The sequence below is a fragment of the Acidovorax sp. Q11 genome, from assembly GCF_054950075.1.
Genome location: NZ_JBUDZG010000002.1, coordinates 207,191 through 224,921, shown reverse-complemented (window position 1 = coordinate 224,921; position 17,731 = coordinate 207,191). Strand labels below are relative to the sequence as shown.

At 67.4% G+C, this 17,731-nt stretch carries 18 protein-coding genes; 8 read left to right on the top strand and 10 right to left on the bottom strand.

Going from position 1 to position 17,731, the window contains the following annotated elements:
- Positions 1-173 precede the first annotated feature (173 nt).
- Both ACYZGB_RS03420 and ACYZGB_RS03415 read left to right on the top strand, forming a co-directional pair.
- Positions 174-767, top strand: coding sequence for an IMPACT family protein (locus ACYZGB_RS03420; RefSeq protein WP_462386793.1), 594 nt, complete (start codon positions 174-176; stop codon positions 765-767).
- Between the two features lie 83 nt (positions 768-850).
- The gene (locus tag ACYZGB_RS03415; RefSeq protein ID WP_124514208.1) at positions 851-1,066 is read left to right on the top strand and encodes a YjfB family protein; all 216 of its coding nucleotides are present in this window, start codon (positions 851-853) and stop codon (positions 1,064-1,066) included.
- A gap of 83 nt (positions 1,067-1,149) precedes the next feature.
- On the opposite strand, the gene ACYZGB_RS03410 is transcribed toward ACYZGB_RS03415, so the two are convergent.
- The 4 genes from ACYZGB_RS03410 to ACYZGB_RS03395 are packed head-to-tail and all read right to left on the bottom strand — an operon-like array spanning position 1,150 to position 6,291.
- A complete protein-coding gene (locus ACYZGB_RS03410) occupies positions 1,150-2,295 on the bottom strand; it encodes an NAD(P)/FAD-dependent oxidoreductase (RefSeq protein ID WP_462386792.1) in 1,146 nt (381 codons plus the stop codon).
- A 14-nt stretch (positions 2,296-2,309) separates the two neighbouring features.
- Positions 2,310-3,872 (bottom strand): amidase, encoded by a 1,563-nt coding sequence (locus tag ACYZGB_RS03405; RefSeq protein ID WP_462386791.1) that lies wholly within the window; start codon positions 3,870-3,872, stop codon positions 2,310-2,312.
- Positions 3,873-3,906: 34 nt separating this feature from the next.
- Positions 3,907-4,893 carry a Bug family tripartite tricarboxylate transporter substrate binding protein gene (locus tag ACYZGB_RS03400; RefSeq protein WP_462386790.1) on the bottom strand — a complete coding sequence of 329 codons (987 nt, stop codon included), beginning with the start codon at positions 4,891-4,893 and terminating at the stop codon, positions 3,907-3,909.
- A gap of 45 nt (positions 4,894-4,938) precedes the next feature.
- Positions 4,939-6,291, bottom strand: coding sequence for a D-serine ammonia-lyase (locus tag ACYZGB_RS03395; RefSeq protein ID WP_462386789.1), 1,353 nt, complete (start codon positions 6,289-6,291; stop codon positions 4,939-4,941).
- 93 nt (positions 6,292-6,384) lie between these two features.
- Between ACYZGB_RS03395 and ACYZGB_RS03390 the strand changes: the two genes are divergently transcribed.
- Entirely contained in the window at positions 6,385-7,350 is a 966-nt protein-coding gene (locus ACYZGB_RS03390; protein ID WP_462386788.1) for a LysR substrate-binding domain-containing protein, read from the top strand.
- A gap of 197 nt (positions 7,351-7,547) precedes the next feature.
- On the opposite strand, the gene ACYZGB_RS03385 is transcribed toward ACYZGB_RS03390, so the two are convergent.
- Positions 7,548-8,450 (bottom strand): LysR family transcriptional regulator, encoded by a 903-nt coding sequence (locus ACYZGB_RS03385; RefSeq protein ID WP_462386787.1) that lies wholly within the window; start codon positions 8,448-8,450, stop codon positions 7,548-7,550.
- 167 nt (positions 8,451-8,617) lie between these two features.
- Here ACYZGB_RS03385 and ACYZGB_RS03380 point away from each other — a divergent pair, with 167 nt between their 5' ends.
- Positions 8,618-9,649, top strand: coding sequence for an aldo/keto reductase (locus ACYZGB_RS03380; protein WP_462386786.1), 1,032 nt, complete (start codon positions 8,618-8,620; stop codon positions 9,647-9,649).
- On the opposite strand, the gene ACYZGB_RS03375 is transcribed toward ACYZGB_RS03380, so the two are convergent.
- Positions 9,646-11,040: a Fic family protein gene (locus ACYZGB_RS03375; RefSeq protein WP_462386785.1), complete on the bottom strand. Its 1,395-nt coding sequence runs from the start codon at positions 11,038-11,040 to the stop codon at positions 9,646-9,648. The two genes, ACYZGB_RS03380 and ACYZGB_RS03375, sit on opposite strands and share 4 nt — an antisense overlap.
- Positions 11,041-11,217: 177 nt before the next feature.
- Between ACYZGB_RS03375 and ACYZGB_RS03370 the strand changes: the two genes are divergently transcribed.
- Together ACYZGB_RS03370 and ACYZGB_RS03365 are read left to right on the top strand one after the other, a co-directional pair.
- A complete protein-coding gene (locus ACYZGB_RS03370) occupies positions 11,218-11,844 on the top strand; it encodes a hypothetical protein (protein ID WP_462386784.1) in 627 nt (208 codons plus the stop codon).
- A gap of 215 nt (positions 11,845-12,059) precedes the next feature.
- Entirely contained in the window at positions 12,060-12,347 is a 288-nt protein-coding gene (locus tag ACYZGB_RS03365; protein ID WP_462386783.1) for a DUF6150 family protein, read from the top strand.
- 45 nt (positions 12,348-12,392) lie between these two features.
- On the opposite strand, the gene ACYZGB_RS03360 is transcribed toward ACYZGB_RS03365, so the two are convergent.
- On the bottom strand, positions 12,393-13,238 hold the full coding sequence (locus ACYZGB_RS03360; protein ID WP_462386782.1) for a fumarylacetoacetate hydrolase family protein: 846 nt from the start codon (positions 13,236-13,238) through the stop codon (positions 12,393-12,395).
- A gap of 317 nt (positions 13,239-13,555) precedes the next feature.
- On the opposite strand from ACYZGB_RS03360, the gene ACYZGB_RS03355 reads away from it, so the two are divergent.
- Positions 13,556-14,164, top strand: a complete 609-nt coding sequence (locus ACYZGB_RS03355) for a chromate transporter (RefSeq protein WP_462386781.1) — start codon at positions 13,556-13,558, stop codon at positions 14,162-14,164.
- Positions 14,161-14,757, top strand: a complete 597-nt coding sequence (locus ACYZGB_RS03350) for a chromate transporter (protein ID WP_462386780.1) — start codon at positions 14,161-14,163, stop codon at positions 14,755-14,757. Before ACYZGB_RS03355 ends, ACYZGB_RS03350 begins: the two co-directional genes overlap by 4 nt.
- A 50-nt stretch (positions 14,758-14,807) precedes the next feature.
- On the opposite strand, the gene ACYZGB_RS03345 is transcribed toward ACYZGB_RS03350, so the two are convergent.
- The 3 genes from ACYZGB_RS03345 to rlmB all read right to left on the bottom strand — a co-directional run bounded on the left by ACYZGB_RS03345 (position 14,808) and on the right by rlmB (position 17,641).
- Complete coding sequence (locus tag ACYZGB_RS03345; protein ID WP_462386779.1) at positions 14,808-15,974, bottom strand: ABC transporter substrate-binding protein; 1,167 nt, start codon at positions 15,972-15,974, stop codon at positions 14,808-14,810.
- Between the two features lie 160 nt (positions 15,975-16,134).
- Entirely contained in the window at positions 16,135-16,884 is a 750-nt protein-coding gene (locus ACYZGB_RS03340; protein ID WP_462386778.1) for an SIR2 family NAD-dependent protein deacylase, read from the bottom strand.
- A 10-nt stretch (positions 16,885-16,894) separates the two neighbouring features.
- Positions 16,895-17,641, bottom strand: coding sequence for a 23S rRNA (guanosine(2251)-2'-O)-methyltransferase RlmB (rlmB, locus tag ACYZGB_RS03335; protein WP_462386777.1), 747 nt, complete (start codon positions 17,639-17,641; stop codon positions 16,895-16,897).
- Between the last annotated feature and the right edge of the window lie 90 nt (positions 17,642-17,731).

The following is a 17,731-nucleotide window of genomic DNA, read 5'->3' as shown; positions in this document are numbered from 1 at the left end:
TCAAAAACGTAGCGCCAGCGTAGGCCACCACAACAGCTGGGCAGTGTAGGAATGCATGCCGCTCTGGCGTGTGACAGAACGCACACTCCCGGCCCTGGCGCCCATCCCTCGGTGTAATGAGAACGCCGGGCGTGACATTCATCACACAACGCGCGCCGTACACTCGCTGCCCCATGCCCCAGACTCTGGCCGCCCCGGCACACAGCGAACTCATCATCAAGAAAAGCCGCTTCATCGGCTGTGTGCAACCCATGGCCGACCGCGCCAGCGCCCAGGCGGCCGTGGATGCGCTGTGGAAGCAGCACCCCGGAGCCGCCCACATCTGCTGGGCTTTGCTGGCAGGCGGGCAGTCGGCAGCTGTGGATGACGGAGAGCCCGGCGGCACGGCCGGCCGCCCCATGCTGGATGTGCTGCGCCACCAAGACCTGGAAGGCGTGCTTGCCACTGTGGTGCGCTACTTTGGTGGTGTGAAGCTGGGCGCGGGCGGCCTGGTGCGCGCCTACACCGACACCATTGCCCAGGCTTTGCTCACCGCCCCCAAGGTCACACTGCAGCGCATGGCCACCCTGCAGTGCCAGGTGCCCTATGCGCTGGAGGGCTTTGTGCGGCGCGAGGTCGAATCGGCCGGTGCCGAGCTGGTGGACGTGCAGCATGGCACGCTGGTGCAGTTGCAGATCCGCCTGCCCGAGGCGCAAGCGGGCGCTTTTGTGCAGCGCATCAACGATGGCGGCCAGGGCCGGGTGGGCTGGACAGACAATCTATCCTGACTCCCGCCCCCTGCCAGAGATGTAACACCCCTCAAGCCCGCAGCCGGGATGCCGATAAACCGCCATTACCCCAAGGAATCGCCATGGACGTCGCCCTCGCCAACAGCATCGTCAGCACCGCCACCAACCTGGCCAGTGCCAAAACGTCGGATGCGCTGAACATGGTGGTGCTGAAAAAGGCGCTGGACATGCAGGCGGTGTCGGCCGCCACCATGATCGACGCCATGCAGCAGTCCATGCCCCAGCCCCAGCTGGCGACCAGCGGAACGCTGGGCACCAACGTCAACACCTTCGCCTAAGTTTCATGGCCTTGGTGGCGGCGCCACCCTGGACCATGAAAGTTACTCCACATTAAGGGGCTGAGCCCCTCCGCTCACGCAGCTCAGCGCAACCGCGCAGGCGACAGCCCTTCCACCCCCACGCCCTCGCGCACCAGTTCCTCGGCCAGCGGCTCGCCCCGCAGCAGTTGCCGCGCCAGCAACGAGGCGCCCGCCGCGCTCTGAATCCCATACCCGCCCTGCCCGGCCAGCCAGAAGAAGCCGGGCACATGGTTGTCCCAGCCAATCACCATGTCGCCATCCGGCACAAACGAGCGCAGCCCGGCCCAGGTGTGCGACGGGCGGCGAATCTGGAAACGTGTCATTTCCTCGATGTGATAGATGCCCGTGGCCACGTCCAGCTCTTCGGGCACCACATCGTGTGGGTGCGTGGGGTCGGCATTGGCCGGTGAGCCCAGCAACTGCCCCGCATCGGGCTTGAAGTAAAAACTCTCGTCAATGCCGATCACCGCAGGCCAATGGGTGGCGTCCATGCCCTCGGGCACGGGGAAGGTGAACGCAGTGCGGCGGCGCGGCTCCAGCCCGATGGGCGGCACACCGGCCAGGCCCGCCACCACGTCGGCCCAGGCGCCCGCAGCGTTGACGATGGTGGGGGCAGCAAACACCCGCCCATCGGCCAGCGCCACCTCCCACGCATCTCCAGCGCGGCGCACGGCCGTGACCTCGGCATTGGTCAGCACCTGGCCGCCACGCTGGCGCAGGCCACGCAGATAGCCCTGGTGCAGGGCATTCACATCAATGTCTGCCGCCTCGGGCTCGCTCATGCCTGCAGCCACGGCCTCGGGCTTGAGGCAAGGCAACATTGCCAGCAGCTCCGCCTTGTCCACCCACCGCACATTGGGCGAGGTGGCATGCGCTTCGTCGTAGGTCTGCTTGAGCAGGTCCAACTGGTCCGGCCCCGCCACATAGACCACGCCCCGGGGCGAGAGGATGGGATCGGAGCCAAACTCGGGCGGCGGCGCGTCGTAAAACGCGCGGCTGGCCCGGGTCAGCGCCTGGATGTTGGGCGTGCCGTAGGTCGCCATGTACAGCGCGGCCGATCGTCCTGTGGTGTGGTAGCCGGGCTGCGATTCACGCTCCAGCAGCAGCACGCTGGCGCCCTGCCCTGCGGCGCCGGGCTGCACCAGTTGCCAGGCCACGGAGGCCCCGGCAATGCCTGCGCCGATCACGATGGTGTCCACGGTTTGCATGTTGGTGTCTCCTTTTAAACCGCCGACACCTGCGCTGCCGATGCCGCACGGTCGTCACGCGGCAGGCTGCGGGCATCGCGGGGGTCGGGTGCCACGGTCACGATGGAGGTCAGCGCGGGTTCGGCGCGCGTCTGCATCAGCTTGGCCATGTCAGGCCGGGGCCGCGCCAGCCCGGCAATGCCCTTGAACGCCTGCTCCAGCGCATGCGCCACGCCCAGCGTGTGGCGGTCGGCACGGAACCGACCCACGATCTGCAGGCCAAACGGCATCCCGGCGTCGTCTAGCCCGCACGGCAGGCTGAGCGCCGGGTGGGTGGTGAGCGTGCTCACATAGGTCAACGCCAGCCATCGGTAGTAATTGGCCTGCGGCTCGCCGTTGATGTGGCTGGCAAACAGCTCGGTCCACGCAAACGGAGACACCGGCGTGGTGGGCGCCAGGATCACGTCGTACTGCTCATACAGCTTCTGGAACCGCGCCAGGATGCGCGTCTGCTCGGCCTGTGCCCAGGCACTGTCCGGCAGCGTCATGGCGGCCCCCATTTCGTAGTTGGCGCGGGTGTTGGGGCCCAGGCTGGCGGGGTCGCGCTCATAGGCCTCGCGCGTGCTGGCCACAAAGGCCTCGGCGCGCAGCACGTCAAAGCAGCGGTGTACATCGCCCAGGTCGATGTCGATGGCGTCGCAACGCGCAAACAGGTGCCTCATGGCCTGTACCTTGCGGCGGAAAACGACGCGGATGCCGTTGTCCACCGCGCAGGCGCCGAAGTCCTCGGTGTAAGCCACGCGCAGGCGGCTCAGGTCCACGGTTTCGGGTAACAGAAAACTCATCGGGTCCAGCGGGTAGCTCAGCGGGTCGCCCGCCGACATGCCGGCCGATGCCGCCAGCTGCAGACAGGCCTCTTCCACCGTGCGGCCCATGGGGCCGACCACCGAAATCGGCGTCCAGCCCAGCAGCTTGCGCGAGCTGGGCACCACGCCGGGCGAGGGCCGGAAGCCCACCACACCACAAATGGATGCCGGAATGCGCAGCGACCCACCCGTGTCCGAGCCCGTACACACCGGCAGCATGTCGCACGCCAGCGCAGCGGCCGAGCCGCCCGACGAGCCCCCAGCGTTCAGGTTGGGGTTGAACGGATTGCCCGTGGCGCCCCACACGGTGTTGCGCGAATTAGCGCCCGCCCCCATTTCGGGGATGTTGGTTTTGCCCGTGACAATGGCACCCGCCGCGCGCAAGCGCGCCACCAGCACGTTGTCCTCGGCCGGAATGTGCTCACGGTAGATCTGCGAGCCATAGGTGGTCAGCAAGCCCGCCGTGGCCTCCAGGTCTTTCACGCCCATGGGCAGGCCATGCAGCAGGCCCAGCGGCTCGCCGCGCAGCACCGCCTGCTCGGCGGCTTTGGCCTCGGTCCGGGCGCGGTCGTAGCAGGTGGCCGTGACGGCATTCACATGCGGGTTCACTGCCTCGATGCGGGCGATGCAGGCGTCGAGCAGCTCCACCGGCGAAATCTCGCGCGCGCCGATGTGATGGCGCAGTTCGTTGGCGGTCAGCTCAATCAGGGCTTGGGGGCTTGTTGTGGTCATCTCGGGCTTGTCTCCTTGTTCTGGTCACACGGGTTCAGTCTGCGGTGATGGCTGCGCGCTGTGCAATGGCGCGCATCAGCGGCAGCTCCTTATCGATCAGCTCGGCCAACACCTTGGACGAAGCATAGGACGGCTCGAACCCCACCGCGATCATCTTGTCACGCGTTTCGGGGTCTGACACCACCTGGGCCAGCGCCAGCTCCAGGCGGGACTTCACGGCCGGCGGCAGGCCACGGGGCGCCACCATGGCCAGCCAGGTGTCCATCTCCAGGCCGGGGTAGCCGCTCTCGGCCAGCGTAGGCACTTTGGGTAGCAGGGCCGAGCGTTTGCCGGATGTCACCGCAATGGCCTTGATCTTGTTGTCCTTGAGCTGCGGCAGCGCGGCCGACACGGTGTCCACCGTGAACGGGATCTGCCCGCCGAGCAGGTCGGTCATTGCAGGAGCACTGCCCTTGTAGGGCACATGCTGGATCTTGAGACCTGCCGCGTGGAAGAACATCTCGCCTGCAAACTGCGAGGTGGTGCCCGCACCGAACGAGCCATACGAGTACTTGTCCGGCCCGGCCTTCACCAGGGCCACAAACTGCTTCACATCGGCCACGGGCACATCCTTGTTGGCCAGCAGGATCAGCCCCGTGCGCCCGGCAATGCCAATGGGCTCGAAGCTCTTGACCGGGTCATACGGCAGCTTGGCGCGCACCGCCGGGTTCACCGTGAAGGTGGTGCCCGAACTCATGAGCAGCGTGTAGCCATCCGGCGCGGCCCGGGCCACCGAGGTGGCGCCAATCACCGTGCCAGCGCCCGCGCGGTTGTCGATCACCACGCTCTGGCCCAGTTTGTCGCCCAGTTTTTTGCCAATGAGGCGGCCCAGCACGTCAGTGGCGCCACCGGGCGGGAACGGAATTACCAGCGTGATCGGCTTGGTGGGGAACGCCGCCTCCTGTGCCATGGCCGGAGCCAACGCGGTGGACCCCAGGGCGGCAAAAAGGGCGGCAGACAAAAGCAGTTGCTTGCGGTTCATCGGGTTCTCTCCAAAGGTCACAAAGGTTGGGAAAGCAAGAAGAAATCAGCCCTGCGCAGCCAGCACGGCCCGCCCGCGCTGCACAAAGCCCTGGTACTGCGCCTCGGGCACCAGCAGGCCGCCCGTGGTCCACACCAGATGCGTGGCGTTGTTCAGCACGGCGTCGATGCCCGTGCTGCGTAGCCAGGCCTGCCCGGCGGTGGTGCCGGTCAGCAGGGCCGGGCCGCTGAAGCCTGCAGCGGCCGACGGCTCAATGCGCTCGCCCAGGGCATCCAGCACCCGCACCAGCTGCGCAAACAAGGTGTCGTCGGCCACCGTGAACACGCCCGACAGCAGCGGCCGCATCAGCTCCGCCGCCAGCAGCGAGGCACGCGGCACGGCCAGGCCATCGGCCTCGGTGCGGTTGGTCAGGCCCCAGTCGTAGACAGAGGGGTGCTCCCCCTGCCCGGCCATCATCTGCACCATGAAGCACGGCGACTGCACCGGCTCCGCAAAAAAGCAGTGCACATGCGGCCCCAGCACCTGCCGCAGGCCAAAGGTGATGCCCGCTGGCGCGCCACCCACACCACACGGCAGGTAGACGATGAGCGGGTGCTCGGCGTCCGCCGCCACACCCTGCTCGGCCAGTTGCTTTTGCAGGTGCAGCGCCGCTGCGCTGTAGCCCAGCAGCAGCGAGCACGATTGCTCGTCGTCCACAAAGTGGCACAGCGGGTTGCTGGCCGCCTCGGCACGGCCTGCGGCCACGGCGCGTTCGTAGTCGCCCGCGTGTTCCACCACCAACACGCCACGCTGACGCAAGCGGTCTTTTTTCCATTCCTTGGCATCGGCCGACATGTGCACCGTGGCCTGAAAACCCAGGGCCGATGCCACCACACCGATGCTCATGCCCAGGTTGCCGGTGGAGCCCACCGCCACCTGGTAGCAGCCCAGCACTTCGCGTGCCTGCGGCGTGGCCAGCGCGCGGTAGTCGCCACCGGGCAACACCAGCCCGTGCTGCTGCGCCAGCCCCTCGGCAAACTCCAGCACCTCGTGCATGCCGCCCCGGGCCTTGATGGAGCCCGCGACGGGCAGGCTGTGGTCGGCCTTGATGAAAAGGCGGCCTTGCGCGTCGGCCATGCCCAGTGCAGGCGCCAGCACCGCAGCAGGCAGCAGGGGCGACTCCACCACGCCCCCGGTGGCGGCCAGTTCGGGGAACACCTGCGCCAGCAGCCCGGCAAAACGGGCCAGGCGGGCAGCCGCTGCGTGCGTATCATCCAGACTAATGGTTCTGCCCAGTGCAGGCAGCGCTGCAGCGGGCTGTGCCTGCCGCGCCGGGTTGGTCCACAGGGCGGGCTGGGCGTTGCGCAGGCGGGTGGCCAGCAAGGTGTCTATGGCGGGTGAGGGTTCGGCAATCGTCATGGCGCGTTCATCTCGAAAAGTCTTGCCCCCATTCTTCGCCGGTCACGCCTCCGTCACAAACCATTTATAATGAGCGCAGCATTAGTATTAATAATGGATATTCGCCTCTCCCCCTCCCTGCTCGCCTGGCTGCGCAGTTTTGATGCAGCCGCCCGCCACGGCAGCTTCACCAAGGCGGCGGCCGAGCTGTGCATCACCCAGGGCGCGGTCAGCCAGCAGGTCAAGCAGCTCGAAGACTGGCTGCGCCGCCCCCTGTTCCTGCGCACCCCGCGCGCCCTGGTGCCCACGCCCGAGGGCAAATGGCTGGCCGTGGTGCTGCGCGAGAGCTTTGACGCCATCGAAAGCACCCTGGCCCAGATGCGTCAGCCAGCAGAGGCCGCCACCGCCACGCTGAGCTGCTCGCCCTCGTTTGCCATGAGCTGGCTCACCCCCCGGCTGGGCGACTTCTTTCGCCAGCACCCCCACACCGGGCTGCGCGTGTTTGGCGAGTTCCACACGCTGGACCGCACCCGCATGGTGCGCGACGGCGTGGAGGCCGCCGTGCGCTTTGACCTGGGCGGCTACCGCGACCTGAACGCCACCGTGTTCCTCGACGAGTGGCTCATCCCCGTGGCCAGCCCCGAGTTCCTGGCCCGCCACCCGCCCATCACCCAGCCGCAAGACCTGCACGGCGACTGGCTGCTGCACGACGGCAGCGCCTGGGACGGCGCGGACACGTACGAAGAATGGCAACACTGGTTTGCGCAGAGGGGCGCCACGCCACCGCCCTGGGCGGGCGGCCAGCAGTTCAACCTGTCGCAACTGGCCCTCGGCGCAGCGCTGGCCGGCCAGGGCATTGCCATGGGCCGCGCCGCGCTGGTGCTGCAGGACGTGAAAGCCGGGCGCCTGGTGCCGCTGCTGGGGCACAGCGTGCCGTCACGCGCGGCCTATTCGTTTGTGACCACCGCGCACCCCAGCCCCGCCATGGAGCTGGTGCGGGAGTGGCTGGGGGACGAGGCGCGGAAGTTTGGCGAGGAGCGGGCGCGGGTGCTGCCGCCGCTGCTGCTGGATGCAAAGTAGGTCGGGCTGACCCGCTCTGCGGGATGGCAGGAAACGCAACTGGCCACCCCACGCCTGCGCTGCTCCTAAATCTGATCAAAAAAACTGTGTGCGCGCGTCCATCATGCGCAAGCAGCTATCATTTTTGACAATCCCGTTGCATCGACCTGAGAACCGTCCCTTCAGTACAAACCGCCCGGCCCGTACCAGCGCTACCCCTACCCCTGCCCCCGCAGCCATCCAATCAAGGCGCGCAGCGCCGGGCTGACCTGCTTGCGCCCTGGGTAATACAGCGCAAAACCGGGCTCGGCCGGGCACCAGTCGGCCAGGGCCTGGACCAGGTGGCCTGCGCGCAGGTGGGACTGGGCCATGGCTTCGTACACATAGGCCCAGCCTGCGCCCCCCAGCGCGGCGCGCAGGGCCAGGCGCTGGTCGTCAACGGTGAGCGGGCCTTCCACGGCCAGGTCAAAGGCCTGGGCGCCTTCACCCGGGGGCACAAATTGCCAGCGGTACAGTGCCCCGCTGGGGAAGCGCTGGCGTACGCAGGGCCGCTGCAGCAGGTCGTGCGGGGTTTCGGGCACGCCCAGGGCGGTGGCCAATGTGGGGGCGGCCACCACGGCAAACCGCTGCGGCGGCCCGATGGGCACGGCCACCATGTCCTGCGGCAGGGCTTCGGGGAAGCGGATTCCCGCATCGAAGCCCTCGCGCACGATGTCCACCAGCCCGTCCTGGGTGCACACCTCCAGCGCAACGCCGGGGTGGGCCTTCAAAAATCCGCCCAGCAAAGGGCCGAGCAGCAGGTCGGCGGCGCTGCGCGGCACATTGAGCCGCAGGTGCCCGCGCACCTCCTGGCCCCACTGGGCCGCCTCGGCCAGCGCGCCGTCCAGCCCCTGCATCACCGGCGTGAGCTGGGCCAGCAGCTGGGTGCCCGCCTGGGTCATGGCCACGCTGCGCGTGCTGCGCTGCAGCAGGGGCACGCCCAGCCGCTCTTCCAGCGTGCGCACGGCCTGGCTTACCGACGACGGCGACAGGCTCAGCGCCCGGGCCGCACGCCGAAAGCTGCGCCACTCGGCCACGGCCATGAAGGCGCGCAGGTGCTGGAGGTCGGGGGGTGCAGGCATGGGGCGGATTGTTCCACACCCACCGGCCTGCAAAGGGCGGCATGGCGCGGCCATTGTGCGGCCTGGCCGGACAGTGCATTCAGACCAGAAGCGCTTGCGGGAGGATGCTCGCAGGAAGAACATCCACCCCTTTGCTGCAGGCACCTGCCACTACCCAAAGGAACCATATGGCCGAACCGAACAATCCCTCCAACAACATCCTCCCGTTGCCGCGCCCACTGGGGCAGCGCCAGGTCCACCCCCTGGGGCTGGGCTGCATGGGCATGAGCGAGTTCTACGGGCAGACCGACGATGCGCAATCGCTGGCCACGCTGCACATGGCGCACGGCCTGGGCGTGAACCACTTTGACACTGCCGACGCCTATGGTTTTGGCCACAACGAATCCCTGCTAGGCCGCTTTCTGCACGAACTCTCCCCCAGCCAGCGCAATCAGGTCACGGTGGCCACCAAGTTCGGCATCATGCGCGAGCCTGGCCGGTACGAGCGGCGCATCGACAACTCGCCCGCCTACATTCGCCAGGCCTGCGATGCCTCGCTGCAGCGCCTGGGGGTGGAGCGCATCGACCTGTACTACTGCCACCGCCGCGACCCGGCCGTACCGCTCGAAGAGCTGATGGGCACCCTGGGTGACCTGGTGCGCGTCGGCAAGATTGCCGCCGTGGGCCTGTCGGAGGTGAGTGCAGAAAGCCTGAGCGCCGCCCATGCGCTGCACCCGGTGGCGGCCGTGCAAAGCGAATATTCGCTGTGGGAGCGCGGCGCCGAGCAGGCCGTGCTGCCCACCGCCCGGGCGCTGGGCATTGCGTTTGTGGCCTACAGCCCGCTGGGCCGGGCCTTCCTGACCGACCAGCCGCCCGTGGTGGACGCGCTGGCCCCCGACGACTTCCGGCGGGCGCTGCCGCGCTTCAATGGCGCCGAGGGCCAGGCCAACCGCAGCCTGCAGCAGGGGCTGGCGCAGCTGGCCCAATCGGCAGGCCTGCCGGTGACCACGCTGGCGCTGGCCTGGATGCTCCACCGCCATCCGCATGTGCTGCCCATCCCCGGCACCCGGCGCAGCCAGCACCTGCAGCAGAACCTGGCGGCGGCCCAGGCCACGCTGCCTGCCGAGGTGACGGATGCGCTTGACGCCCTGTTCGCCCCCGGCAGGGTGGCGGGTGCCCGCTATACGGAGGCGGGCTGGGTGGGGATCGAGGGTTCTTAGCCCCATCCACGGCGCCAGGCTTCGAACTCGCTGGGGCGCAACCGATACCGGGCCATGTTGCCTTCATGCAGGCTCATCAGCTCGGTTTCGGCCACCTCTACGAAGCGGTGGCGATCAGCGGCAGGCACCTGCAACCGGGCTTGCTGCGCCACAAAGGCAATGGCGCGTTCCTTGCCCAGTGCGGCACGTACCACCTCGGCCACGGTGTCAAAAATCTGCTCGCGGTACCGCAGACGAAACGGATCGGGCTCCCCCAGTGACTGGCGCACCGCAGAGTAGCGTGCACACGATCGCTTGTAGGCCCAGGCAAAAACATCGCGCAGCAGTTCCACCCGGTTGAGTTCATACACACCAAGCATGGCGCTGATGTACACCGTCGGCGGCACGTCCACGAACGACAGCGGGCACAGGTTGTGCTGAATGAGGGGAATGTTGGCGGCCAGACGGGAGACCCGCTTGTTCACATCCTCAAAAGGCTGCAGATAGGGCAAATGCACCATCGCAAAAAAAGCCTGCTCCAAGGGGTCTTGAATGGCGGCGGCGGTGTCCAGCACCTGGGCAAAACACTCGGCAATCAACTGCGGCCCCTCCAGCGGCAGGAACACTGCCTGCCCGATGCCCACCGCCACAGTGCGCAGGCGGCCACTGGCGGCCGGGTCGGGCAGCAGGTTGTCTGACAGCAGCGCGTGCAGATTGAGCAGCGTGTAGCGGTTGAAGCCGATGTCGGGCGCAGAGGCAATCAGAAACTCGATCGCAGCCTTGTGGTTGAGGATCATCTGGGCGTCCAGCGCCCCCTTGCCTTCGGCCGCCTCGCCCATGGACAGGAGGCGCTCGGTTTCGAGCAACGAGTAGGTATTGCCCTCCAACCGGCTGGAGTTCCACGACAGGTCGATCAGCAACCGGTGCGCGATGCTGCGTGCATAGGTGCCGGCCGGTTCGTTGTGCGCCGCCACCTGGCCTTGCGCCCGCAGCTCCTCACGCAAAGGCCCGGGCAGGTAGTACGTGGTGTTGGGGCGATAACTGTCGAGAAACCGGCGCTGGTACCCCACAGGCGTGCGGTGCTGCACGGGCTGCCGCACCGCGTTTTCAATGCTCCTGGCCTCTTGCGAAAGAGGCAAAGAGACTTCTATGTGTCCTGTGGAAGTGACTCCGGCCAGGGCTGCCGCTCCCTCGATGGCCCGAATCGGCAGCAGGTACCGCGTGGCACGCGCCCGGCCTTCTTTGCGCAAACGCCCCTGCTCTACCAGGTCGTTGAGCCAGCGCTGCACCGTGCGCCGCGTGGGGGCATCGGGCAGTTGGGATTCGATGTGCTGGATGTCAGCACCCGCCGCAACTTGCGCCACGGCCGCCAGAACCGCGCCGTAGGCATCATGGGGAATGGGTTTGGCCATAATGTCGCAATACAATTTTTTGCGACATTAAAGCATTATTTAATGTCGCAATAAGAATTTTGCGACATTAAAGACAAGATCGCGACATCAAACCACGGCAACCCCATCCTTGAGCGCACCCACCGCTTCTGCGCACAATCCGGTGCCACCACGCCCCTCTGCCCGGTCCGCCGCACCATGAGCCTCTCCACCGTCGTCAAGATCGCCATCGCGCTGCTGATCGCGTTTTTTGCCATCGAGAAGCTGCGGGTGCACCGGGCTGACCAGCGGCTGCGCAGCCCGGTGGGCACCACACAACAGCAGCCGTTTGCCGACAGCCCCGTGCAGACGGCCACGCGCGATGCGCCGTTTGTGCGGCAGGGGTACGAGATCAAGCCACTGGCAAACTTTGCGGTGCGCGCGCGGGTGCTGTCGCGCGAGGACTACTCGCTGGGCAAGGAGGCGGACTTGTCGCGCACCGACCTGGCGCTGGGCTGGCAGCGCATGGCCGATCCGGCGGTGTACGGGCTGCTCAGAATTTCCCAGGGCGGCCGCTGGTACCGCTATTCCTGGCGCGACCAGCCGCCCATCCCGTTGCAGGAGATCATCGAGTCGTCTGCCAACATGCACATGATTGCGGCCGACGCCACGGTGGAGCGAGCCTTGGCGAAGGTCCGCAAGGGGCAGTGGGTACGCATCACCGGCAAGCTGGTAGAGGTGAGCCATGCAAGCGGCTGGCGCTGGACCAGTTCGCTCACCCGGACCGATTCGGGCGCCAGCGCCTGCGAGCTGGTGTGGGTGGACTCGCTGCAGGTGGAGGACTGATGGCGCGGGTGACCTTGGGGCAATGCGCCAGCAACGCTGCGAAATCAGTAGCTATCAACCCATGACCATAGCGCGCAAACTGGGTTTTTTGTTCAAATCCCCAGCGCACCGTACGGTCAGTGCCCCGCCTTGTCGGCCCAGCCGGGATACTGCGGCTGCAAGGTTTGCCCCACGGGCAGACCACCGGACTCCCTGAACCCCAGCAAAGGACGCCCATGGCCAAGATCCTGGAAGTGAAGTACGAGCACCAGGCCGATGCCCGCGTGTGCGAGGTGGCCCACAAGAGCCAGGCCGACCTGTGCTGGCACGAGGTGCACTACCCCGCACAGGCCAGCGGCGACGCGATCTGGTTCATGGTGGCCTATGCGAACCAGGCCAGCTTCAAGATCCTCCGCGTCAAGCATGCCAGCCAGGCAGACCTCACGATCTTCAAGGTGGCGACCCCCGAGGAAGCTGGCTGGAACACCAAGGACCACCTGCTGATCGGAAAGCTGGGCAAGTAACCGGGTCAGCAACCCACCTGGGCGGTCAGGCCAGGTCAGCTCAGCTCAACCCCCCACGCACTTTTGCACCTGCTCGCCCAGGCCAGTCGCGCCCAGCCGCATCACGTCGCCGGGCTTGAGGAACCAGGGAGCGGGCTTTTGCCCCAGCCCCACCCCGGCGGGTGTGCCGGTCAGAATCAGGTCGCCGGGCTCCAGCGTCATGAACTCGCTGATGTACGACACCACCGTGGGCACATCAAAAATGAAGTTGCGGGTGCTGCCGTTCTGCACGCGGCGACCGTTCACCTCCAGCCACAGGTCAATGGCGTGTGGGTCGCCCACCTCGTCGGACGTCACCAGCCAGGGGCCGATGGGGGCGAAGGTGTCGTGGCTCTTGCCCTTGTCCCACTGACCGCCGCGCTCCATCTGCCATGCGCGTTCGGACACATCGTTGGCCAGCACATAGCCCGCCACATGCTCCAGCGCCTGCGCCTTGGCCACGTTGCGCGCACGGGTGCCGATGACGATGCCCAGCTCCACCTCCCAGTCGGTCTTGACAGCACCGGCGGGGATGCGCACATCGTCGTGGGGGCCGCTGAGCGCCGTCACGGCTTTCATGAACAGCACGGGCTCGGCGGGGGGTTGCAACCCGGCCTCGCGCGCGTGGTCGGCGTAGTTCAGCCCCACACACACGATCTTGCCCACGCCCCCCACCGGGCTGCCCAGGCGCGGCGTGCCGTAGACGGGCGGCAAGCGGCTGGCGTCGATGGCGGCCAGGGCAGACAGGGTGCGCGGGTTGAGCTGGGCGGGGCCGATGTCGGGCAGCAGCATGGACAGGTCGCGCAGCGTGCCGGTGGCGTCCAGCAGGCCGGGGCGCTCGGCGCCGGGCTGGCCGTAGCGGATGAGTTTCATGGCGGGGAGTCCTTGTGGATCGATTGGGGGCCGCAGCGACAGCAAGAACCCAGCAGTCTGCTGGCTGCAAGCTGCGACCACCACGCAGCATAGCGGCCCGCAGGCCCATGCGGGCCCGTGCGTGGACGCAAATCACCGCCCCTGCCTTGCCACAACGCGACGCCTTCACCCCACGCGCAGCCCTCGCCCGCCGCGCAGCACGCGTAACATGGCGTACGGGGCGCCATGCCCATGACCGCCCCACCAAATACTCCTGATTTAATAGCTGCTACCGCAATATGGACGAGCGGTAACGGCCATTTTGACCACTATTCACCATGGCCACTGCTGCCAATCTGCCCTCCGCGCCCCGCCCCTCCCCCGAGCCCGCTCCCCGGCCCCAGCCGCGCAACCCCGCCGACCTGTTCTGGTCCTTCACCTGGCTGGCCCTGCAGGGTTTTGGCGGCGTGCTGGCCGTGGTGCAGCGCGAGCTGGTCGAGAAAAAGCGCTGGATGACGAACGAGGAGTTCGTCGAGGACTGGGCGGTGGCGCAGATCATGCCGGGCCCCAATGTGGTCAACCTCAGCATCATGATCGGCGACCGCTACTTCGGCCTGCGCGGTGCGTTTGCGGCATTAGCGGGCATGCTGACCTTTCCGCTGATTCTGGTGCTGGCCCTGGCCGTGGTCTATGCGCAGTTTGCCAGCCACCCGGCGGTGGCCGGTGCGCTGCGCGGCATGGGCGCGGTGGCCGCCGGGCTGATCGCCGGAGTGGCCATCAAGCTGTTCACCTCCATCAAAAGCCACCCGCTGGGCCGCCCACTGTGCGTAGCCTTCCTGGTGCTGACCATCCTGGCCATGGTCGTGCTGCGCTGGCCGCTCTGGTGGATTCTGCCGGTGATCGGCGGCGCAGCCTGCCTGCTGACCTGGAGGAAGCTCGCACCATGAACAGCATTGCCCTCACGCTCAGCCCAATGGACTGGCTGAACCTGTTCCTCTACTACATGTCGCTGTCACTGCTGGCTATGGGCGGCGCCATTGCCACTGCGCCCGACATGCACCGCTTTCTGGTCGAGCGCCAGGCCTGGCTCACCGACCCGCAGTTCAACGCATCCATCGCCATCGCCCAGGCCGCACCTGGCCCCAACGTGCTCTTCATCGCCCTGCTGGGCTGGAACGTGGGCATCAACGCGGGCGGCCCCGGCATGGGCGGCTGGATGCTGGGCGCATTGGGCATGGCGGTGTGCATGCTGGGCGCGATGCTGCCCAGCAGCTTGCTCACCTGGCTGGCCACGCGCTGGGGCCACCGCAACCGCGAGCGCCGGGGCGTGCGTGCCTTCAAGCAAGGCATGGCGCCCGTGGTGATTGGCCTGCTGTTGGCCACCTCGTGGGTGCTAGCCCGCGCCCACGGTGGCCCCGCCGAAGCCTGGCCCCTGTGGCTGCTGAGCGGCGCCACCGTGCTGCTGGTGTGGCGCACCAAGCTGCACCTGCTGTGGATGCTGGGCGCAGGAGCGGTGCTGGGGGCAATCGGCTGGGTGTAGCCAATGACAGAGGCGCCGCGCTGGGCATCCCTGCGCGGCACGGGGCCCGTTCAGCTGATCCGGCGCCCGTTCTCCGCATACACCGCCAGATAGATCGCATCCGAGCCGATGTAGGGTGCCTTGTTGCCAAAACCCACGTTGAAGTCGCCAAAGGACAGCGCGCGGATGCTGGCCAGACCTGCGCGCAGGCGCTCGCGCGTGGGCTCCTTGCCCGCATTCTTCAGGCCTTCGATCATGATCTGGGCGTTCAGCCAGCCTTCGAGCGCGCTGCCGCTGTTGAGATAGGCGGCATCGCCACCGGTGGCTTTCATGGTGCTCTGGAACTTGCGCACCACCACCGATTTTTGCGAATTGGCGTCCGGGAACACCTGCACCAGCGCCAGACCGCGCGTGGACGCGGCCAGCTTGGGCAGCTCGGACGAGATCACCGTGACCGACAGGCCCGCCAGAGGCACGCCCTGCGCCTTGGCGCGGAAGGCATGCACAAATGCCGTGTTGGCTGTGCCCGTGGTGGCCAGCAGCACCGCGCCGGGGCGCTCGGCGGCCACCTTGTCGGCCAGCTCGGCACCGTTTTTGCCGTCCACGGCCAGCGCAAACTCGCCGCCGCGCTCCACCTTGATCTCATCGAGCGCTGCGGACATGTCCTTGAGCACTTCCTTGCCGAAGGGGTTGTCCAGGTACACCACGGCAATGCGCTTGAGGCCCATGTCCACGATCTGCTTGACCAGGCGCTGGGTTTCCTCGCGGTAGGTGGGGCGCAGGAAGAACACATGCTTGTTGCCAGGCACGCGCAGCGAGGTGGCGCCCGTGACGGGGCCCACAGTGGGGATGCCCTTGGACTCGACGAGCGGCAGGATGGACGCGGTGTTGGCCGTGCCCAGCGGCGAGATCAGCGCAAACATGGACTGCGCCTCGACCATCTCGGTCACGTTCTTGAGCGTGCGCGCGGCCACGTAGCCGTCGTCCTTGGCGTCCACACGGATTTCGCGGCCATGCACGCCACCTGCGGCGTTCACTTCGGCAAACGCGGCCTTTATACCGGCCAGCTGTTCGATGCCGGCCTGGCCCAGCGGGCCGGTGAGCGCAATCGAACAGCCCAGGGTGATGGAGCGGGCGGTCAGCGCCTCTTCAGCCGCCAGGGCGTGGTGGGCCCAGGTAGGCAGACCGGTGACAGCGACAGCCTGGGTGGCTCGCAGCAGAAATTGACGACGGCTCATGGTGGTGCAGGGGCGGAAAGGATAAAAGTGGCGCAGGCTACCGGCCACCACGCGTACCCCCTGTCCGTTGTGCGACAAAAGCCACCGCGCGGGGCCAAAACCCGGGGTTTTTACCTAGACGCCGCGAGGCGCCATGGCCGCCCGGGGTCTGCACCGTGTGTCAGAAAACCAGCAGTTGCGGCAACAGCGTGGCGGCCGTGCCGCGCAACAGCGCGTGTGCAGCGCCATCCAGTTCGCTGGGGGCGGGGTTCAGCACCACCACCCGCGCACCCGCCGCCCGGGCCTGGTGTGCCAGTCCCGCTGCGGGGTAGACCGCACCGGCCGTGCCCACCACCAGCATCAGGTCGCACTGCTGGGCTTCGTTCTCCGCTGCTTCGAGTGTGGCCCAGGGCAAGGCCTCGCCAAACCACACCACGCCGGGCCGCACCACGTTGCCGCAGCGGTCGCAATGGGGCGGGTGCCCGGCCACGGCATGGTCGAGATGGCAGCAAGGGCGCGGCGTATCGAGCCAGCGGTTGCTAAAGATGTCGCCGTGCAGGCACAACACGCCGGGGCTGCCCGCGCGCTGGTGCAGGCCGTCCACGTTCTGGGTGATGAGGGTGAGCCGGCCGGGGTGCCGCTGCGCAAAGCGGGCCAGTGCATGGTGCCCGGCGTTGGGCACCACGTCGGCCAGCAGGTTGCGCCGGTACTGGTACCAGTCCCACACGCGCTGGGGGTGGGCGCGAAAGCCCTCCTCCGTCGCCATGTCTTCGGGACGGAACTGGGCCCAGTAGCCCGTCTGCGCGTCGCGGAAGGTGGGCACGCCCGATTCGGCACTCACACCTGCGCCGGTGAGCACGGCGATGTGTTGCGCCTGCTGGACCCATTCCTTCACCGTGTCCAGCATGGCGCCACCGTCAGTGGATGGCATCGGCGGGGAATCAGGTCCTCTGGCGCAGGGCCTCGTACAGGCACACGCCGCTGGCCACGGAGACGTTCAGGCTTTCCACCGCACCCTTCATGGGGATGCTGACCAATTCGTCGCAGGTCTTGCGCGTGAGCTGGCGCATGCCGTCGCCCTCGGCGCCCAGCACCAGGGCCACGGGGCCTTTCAGATCGACCTGGTAGATGGTCTTGGGCGCATCGTCGCTGGTGCCAATGCACCAGATGTTGCGCTCCTTGAGCTCATTCAGGGTGCGCGAGAGGTTGGTGACCATGAAGTACGGCATGGTCTCGGCCGCGCCGCTGGCCACCTTGGCCACGGTGGCGTTGATGCCCACGGCGTGGTCCTTGGGGGCGATGACGGCATGCGCGCCCGCGCCATCAGCCACCCGCAGGCAGGCGCCCAGGTTGTGGGGATCGGTCACGCCATCCAGCACCAGCAGCAGGGGCTGCTCGATGCCTGCGGCTTCCAGGTCCTCCAGCAGCTCGTCCAGCGAGGTGGCAGCCTTCACGGGCTCCACCCGCGCGGCCACGCCCTGGTGGCCATGGCTGCCTGCCAGCTTGGCGATGCGCACGCTGTCGGCTTCGATGAGGCGGGCACCGGCCTCGCGGGCGCGGTCGAGAAACTGGCGCATGCGCGCATCGCGCCGCGTGGCTTCGTAGTAAATCTCGATGATGGACTTTGGCGCGGTCTTCAGACGCACGCCCACGGCGTGAAAGCCGAAGAGAACTTTGGGGCTGGACATGCGGGGATTATCCGCTGGCCACGGGGCTGCCCCGCTTCACACTATGGATTTAATAGCTATCAAGGCAATACCATCGCGCGGCAGAGGCCA

Excerpts from the sequence above, each read along its gene's own strand:
- ACYZGB_RS03420 (WP_462386793.1), top strand. The coding sequence starts at position 174 with ATGCCCCAGACTCTGGCCGCCCCGGCACACAGCGAACTCATCATCAAG.
- ACYZGB_RS03415 (WP_124514208.1), top strand. The coding sequence starts at position 851 with ATGGACGTCGCCCTCGCCAACAGCATCGTCAGCACCGCCACCAACCTG.
- ACYZGB_RS03410 (WP_462386792.1), bottom strand. The coding sequence starts at position 2,295 with ATGCAAACCGTGGACACCATCGTGATCGGCGCAGGCATTGCCGGGGCC.
- ACYZGB_RS03405 (WP_462386791.1), bottom strand. The coding sequence starts at position 3,872 with ATGACCACAACAAGCCCCCAAGCCCTGATTGAGCTGACCGCCAACGAA.
- ACYZGB_RS03400 (WP_462386790.1), bottom strand. The coding sequence starts at position 4,893 with ATGAACCGCAAGCAACTGCTTTTGTCTGCCGCCCTTTTTGCCGCCCTG.
- ACYZGB_RS03395 (WP_462386789.1), bottom strand. The coding sequence starts at position 6,291 with ATGACGATTGCCGAACCCTCACCCGCCATAGACACCTTGCTGGCCACC.
- ACYZGB_RS03390 (WP_462386788.1), top strand. The coding sequence starts at position 6,385 with ATGGATATTCGCCTCTCCCCCTCCCTGCTCGCCTGGCTGCGCAGTTTT.
- ACYZGB_RS03385 (WP_462386787.1), bottom strand. The coding sequence starts at position 8,450 with ATGCCTGCACCCCCCGACCTCCAGCACCTGCGCGCCTTCATGGCCGTG.
- ACYZGB_RS03380 (WP_462386786.1), top strand. The coding sequence starts at position 8,618 with ATGGCCGAACCGAACAATCCCTCCAACAACATCCTCCCGTTGCCGCGC.
- ACYZGB_RS03375 (WP_462386785.1), bottom strand. The coding sequence starts at position 11,040 with ATGGCCAAACCCATTCCCCATGATGCCTACGGCGCGGTTCTGGCGGCC.
- ACYZGB_RS03370 (WP_462386784.1), top strand. The coding sequence starts at position 11,218 with ATGAGCCTCTCCACCGTCGTCAAGATCGCCATCGCGCTGCTGATCGCG.
- ACYZGB_RS03365 (WP_462386783.1), top strand. The coding sequence starts at position 12,060 with ATGGCCAAGATCCTGGAAGTGAAGTACGAGCACCAGGCCGATGCCCGC.
- ACYZGB_RS03360 (WP_462386782.1), bottom strand. The coding sequence starts at position 13,238 with ATGAAACTCATCCGCTACGGCCAGCCCGGCGCCGAGCGCCCCGGCCTG.
- ACYZGB_RS03355 (WP_462386781.1), top strand. The coding sequence starts at position 13,556 with ATGGCCACTGCTGCCAATCTGCCCTCCGCGCCCCGCCCCTCCCCCGAG.
- ACYZGB_RS03350 (WP_462386780.1), top strand. The coding sequence starts at position 14,161 with ATGAACAGCATTGCCCTCACGCTCAGCCCAATGGACTGGCTGAACCTG.
- ACYZGB_RS03345 (WP_462386779.1), bottom strand. The coding sequence starts at position 15,974 with ATGAGCCGTCGTCAATTTCTGCTGCGAGCCACCCAGGCTGTCGCTGTC.
- ACYZGB_RS03340 (WP_462386778.1), bottom strand. The coding sequence starts at position 16,884 with ATGCCATCCACTGACGGTGGCGCCATGCTGGACACGGTGAAGGAATGG.
- rlmB (WP_462386777.1), bottom strand. The coding sequence starts at position 17,641 with ATGTCCAGCCCCAAAGTTCTCTTCGGCTTTCACGCCGTGGGCGTGCGT.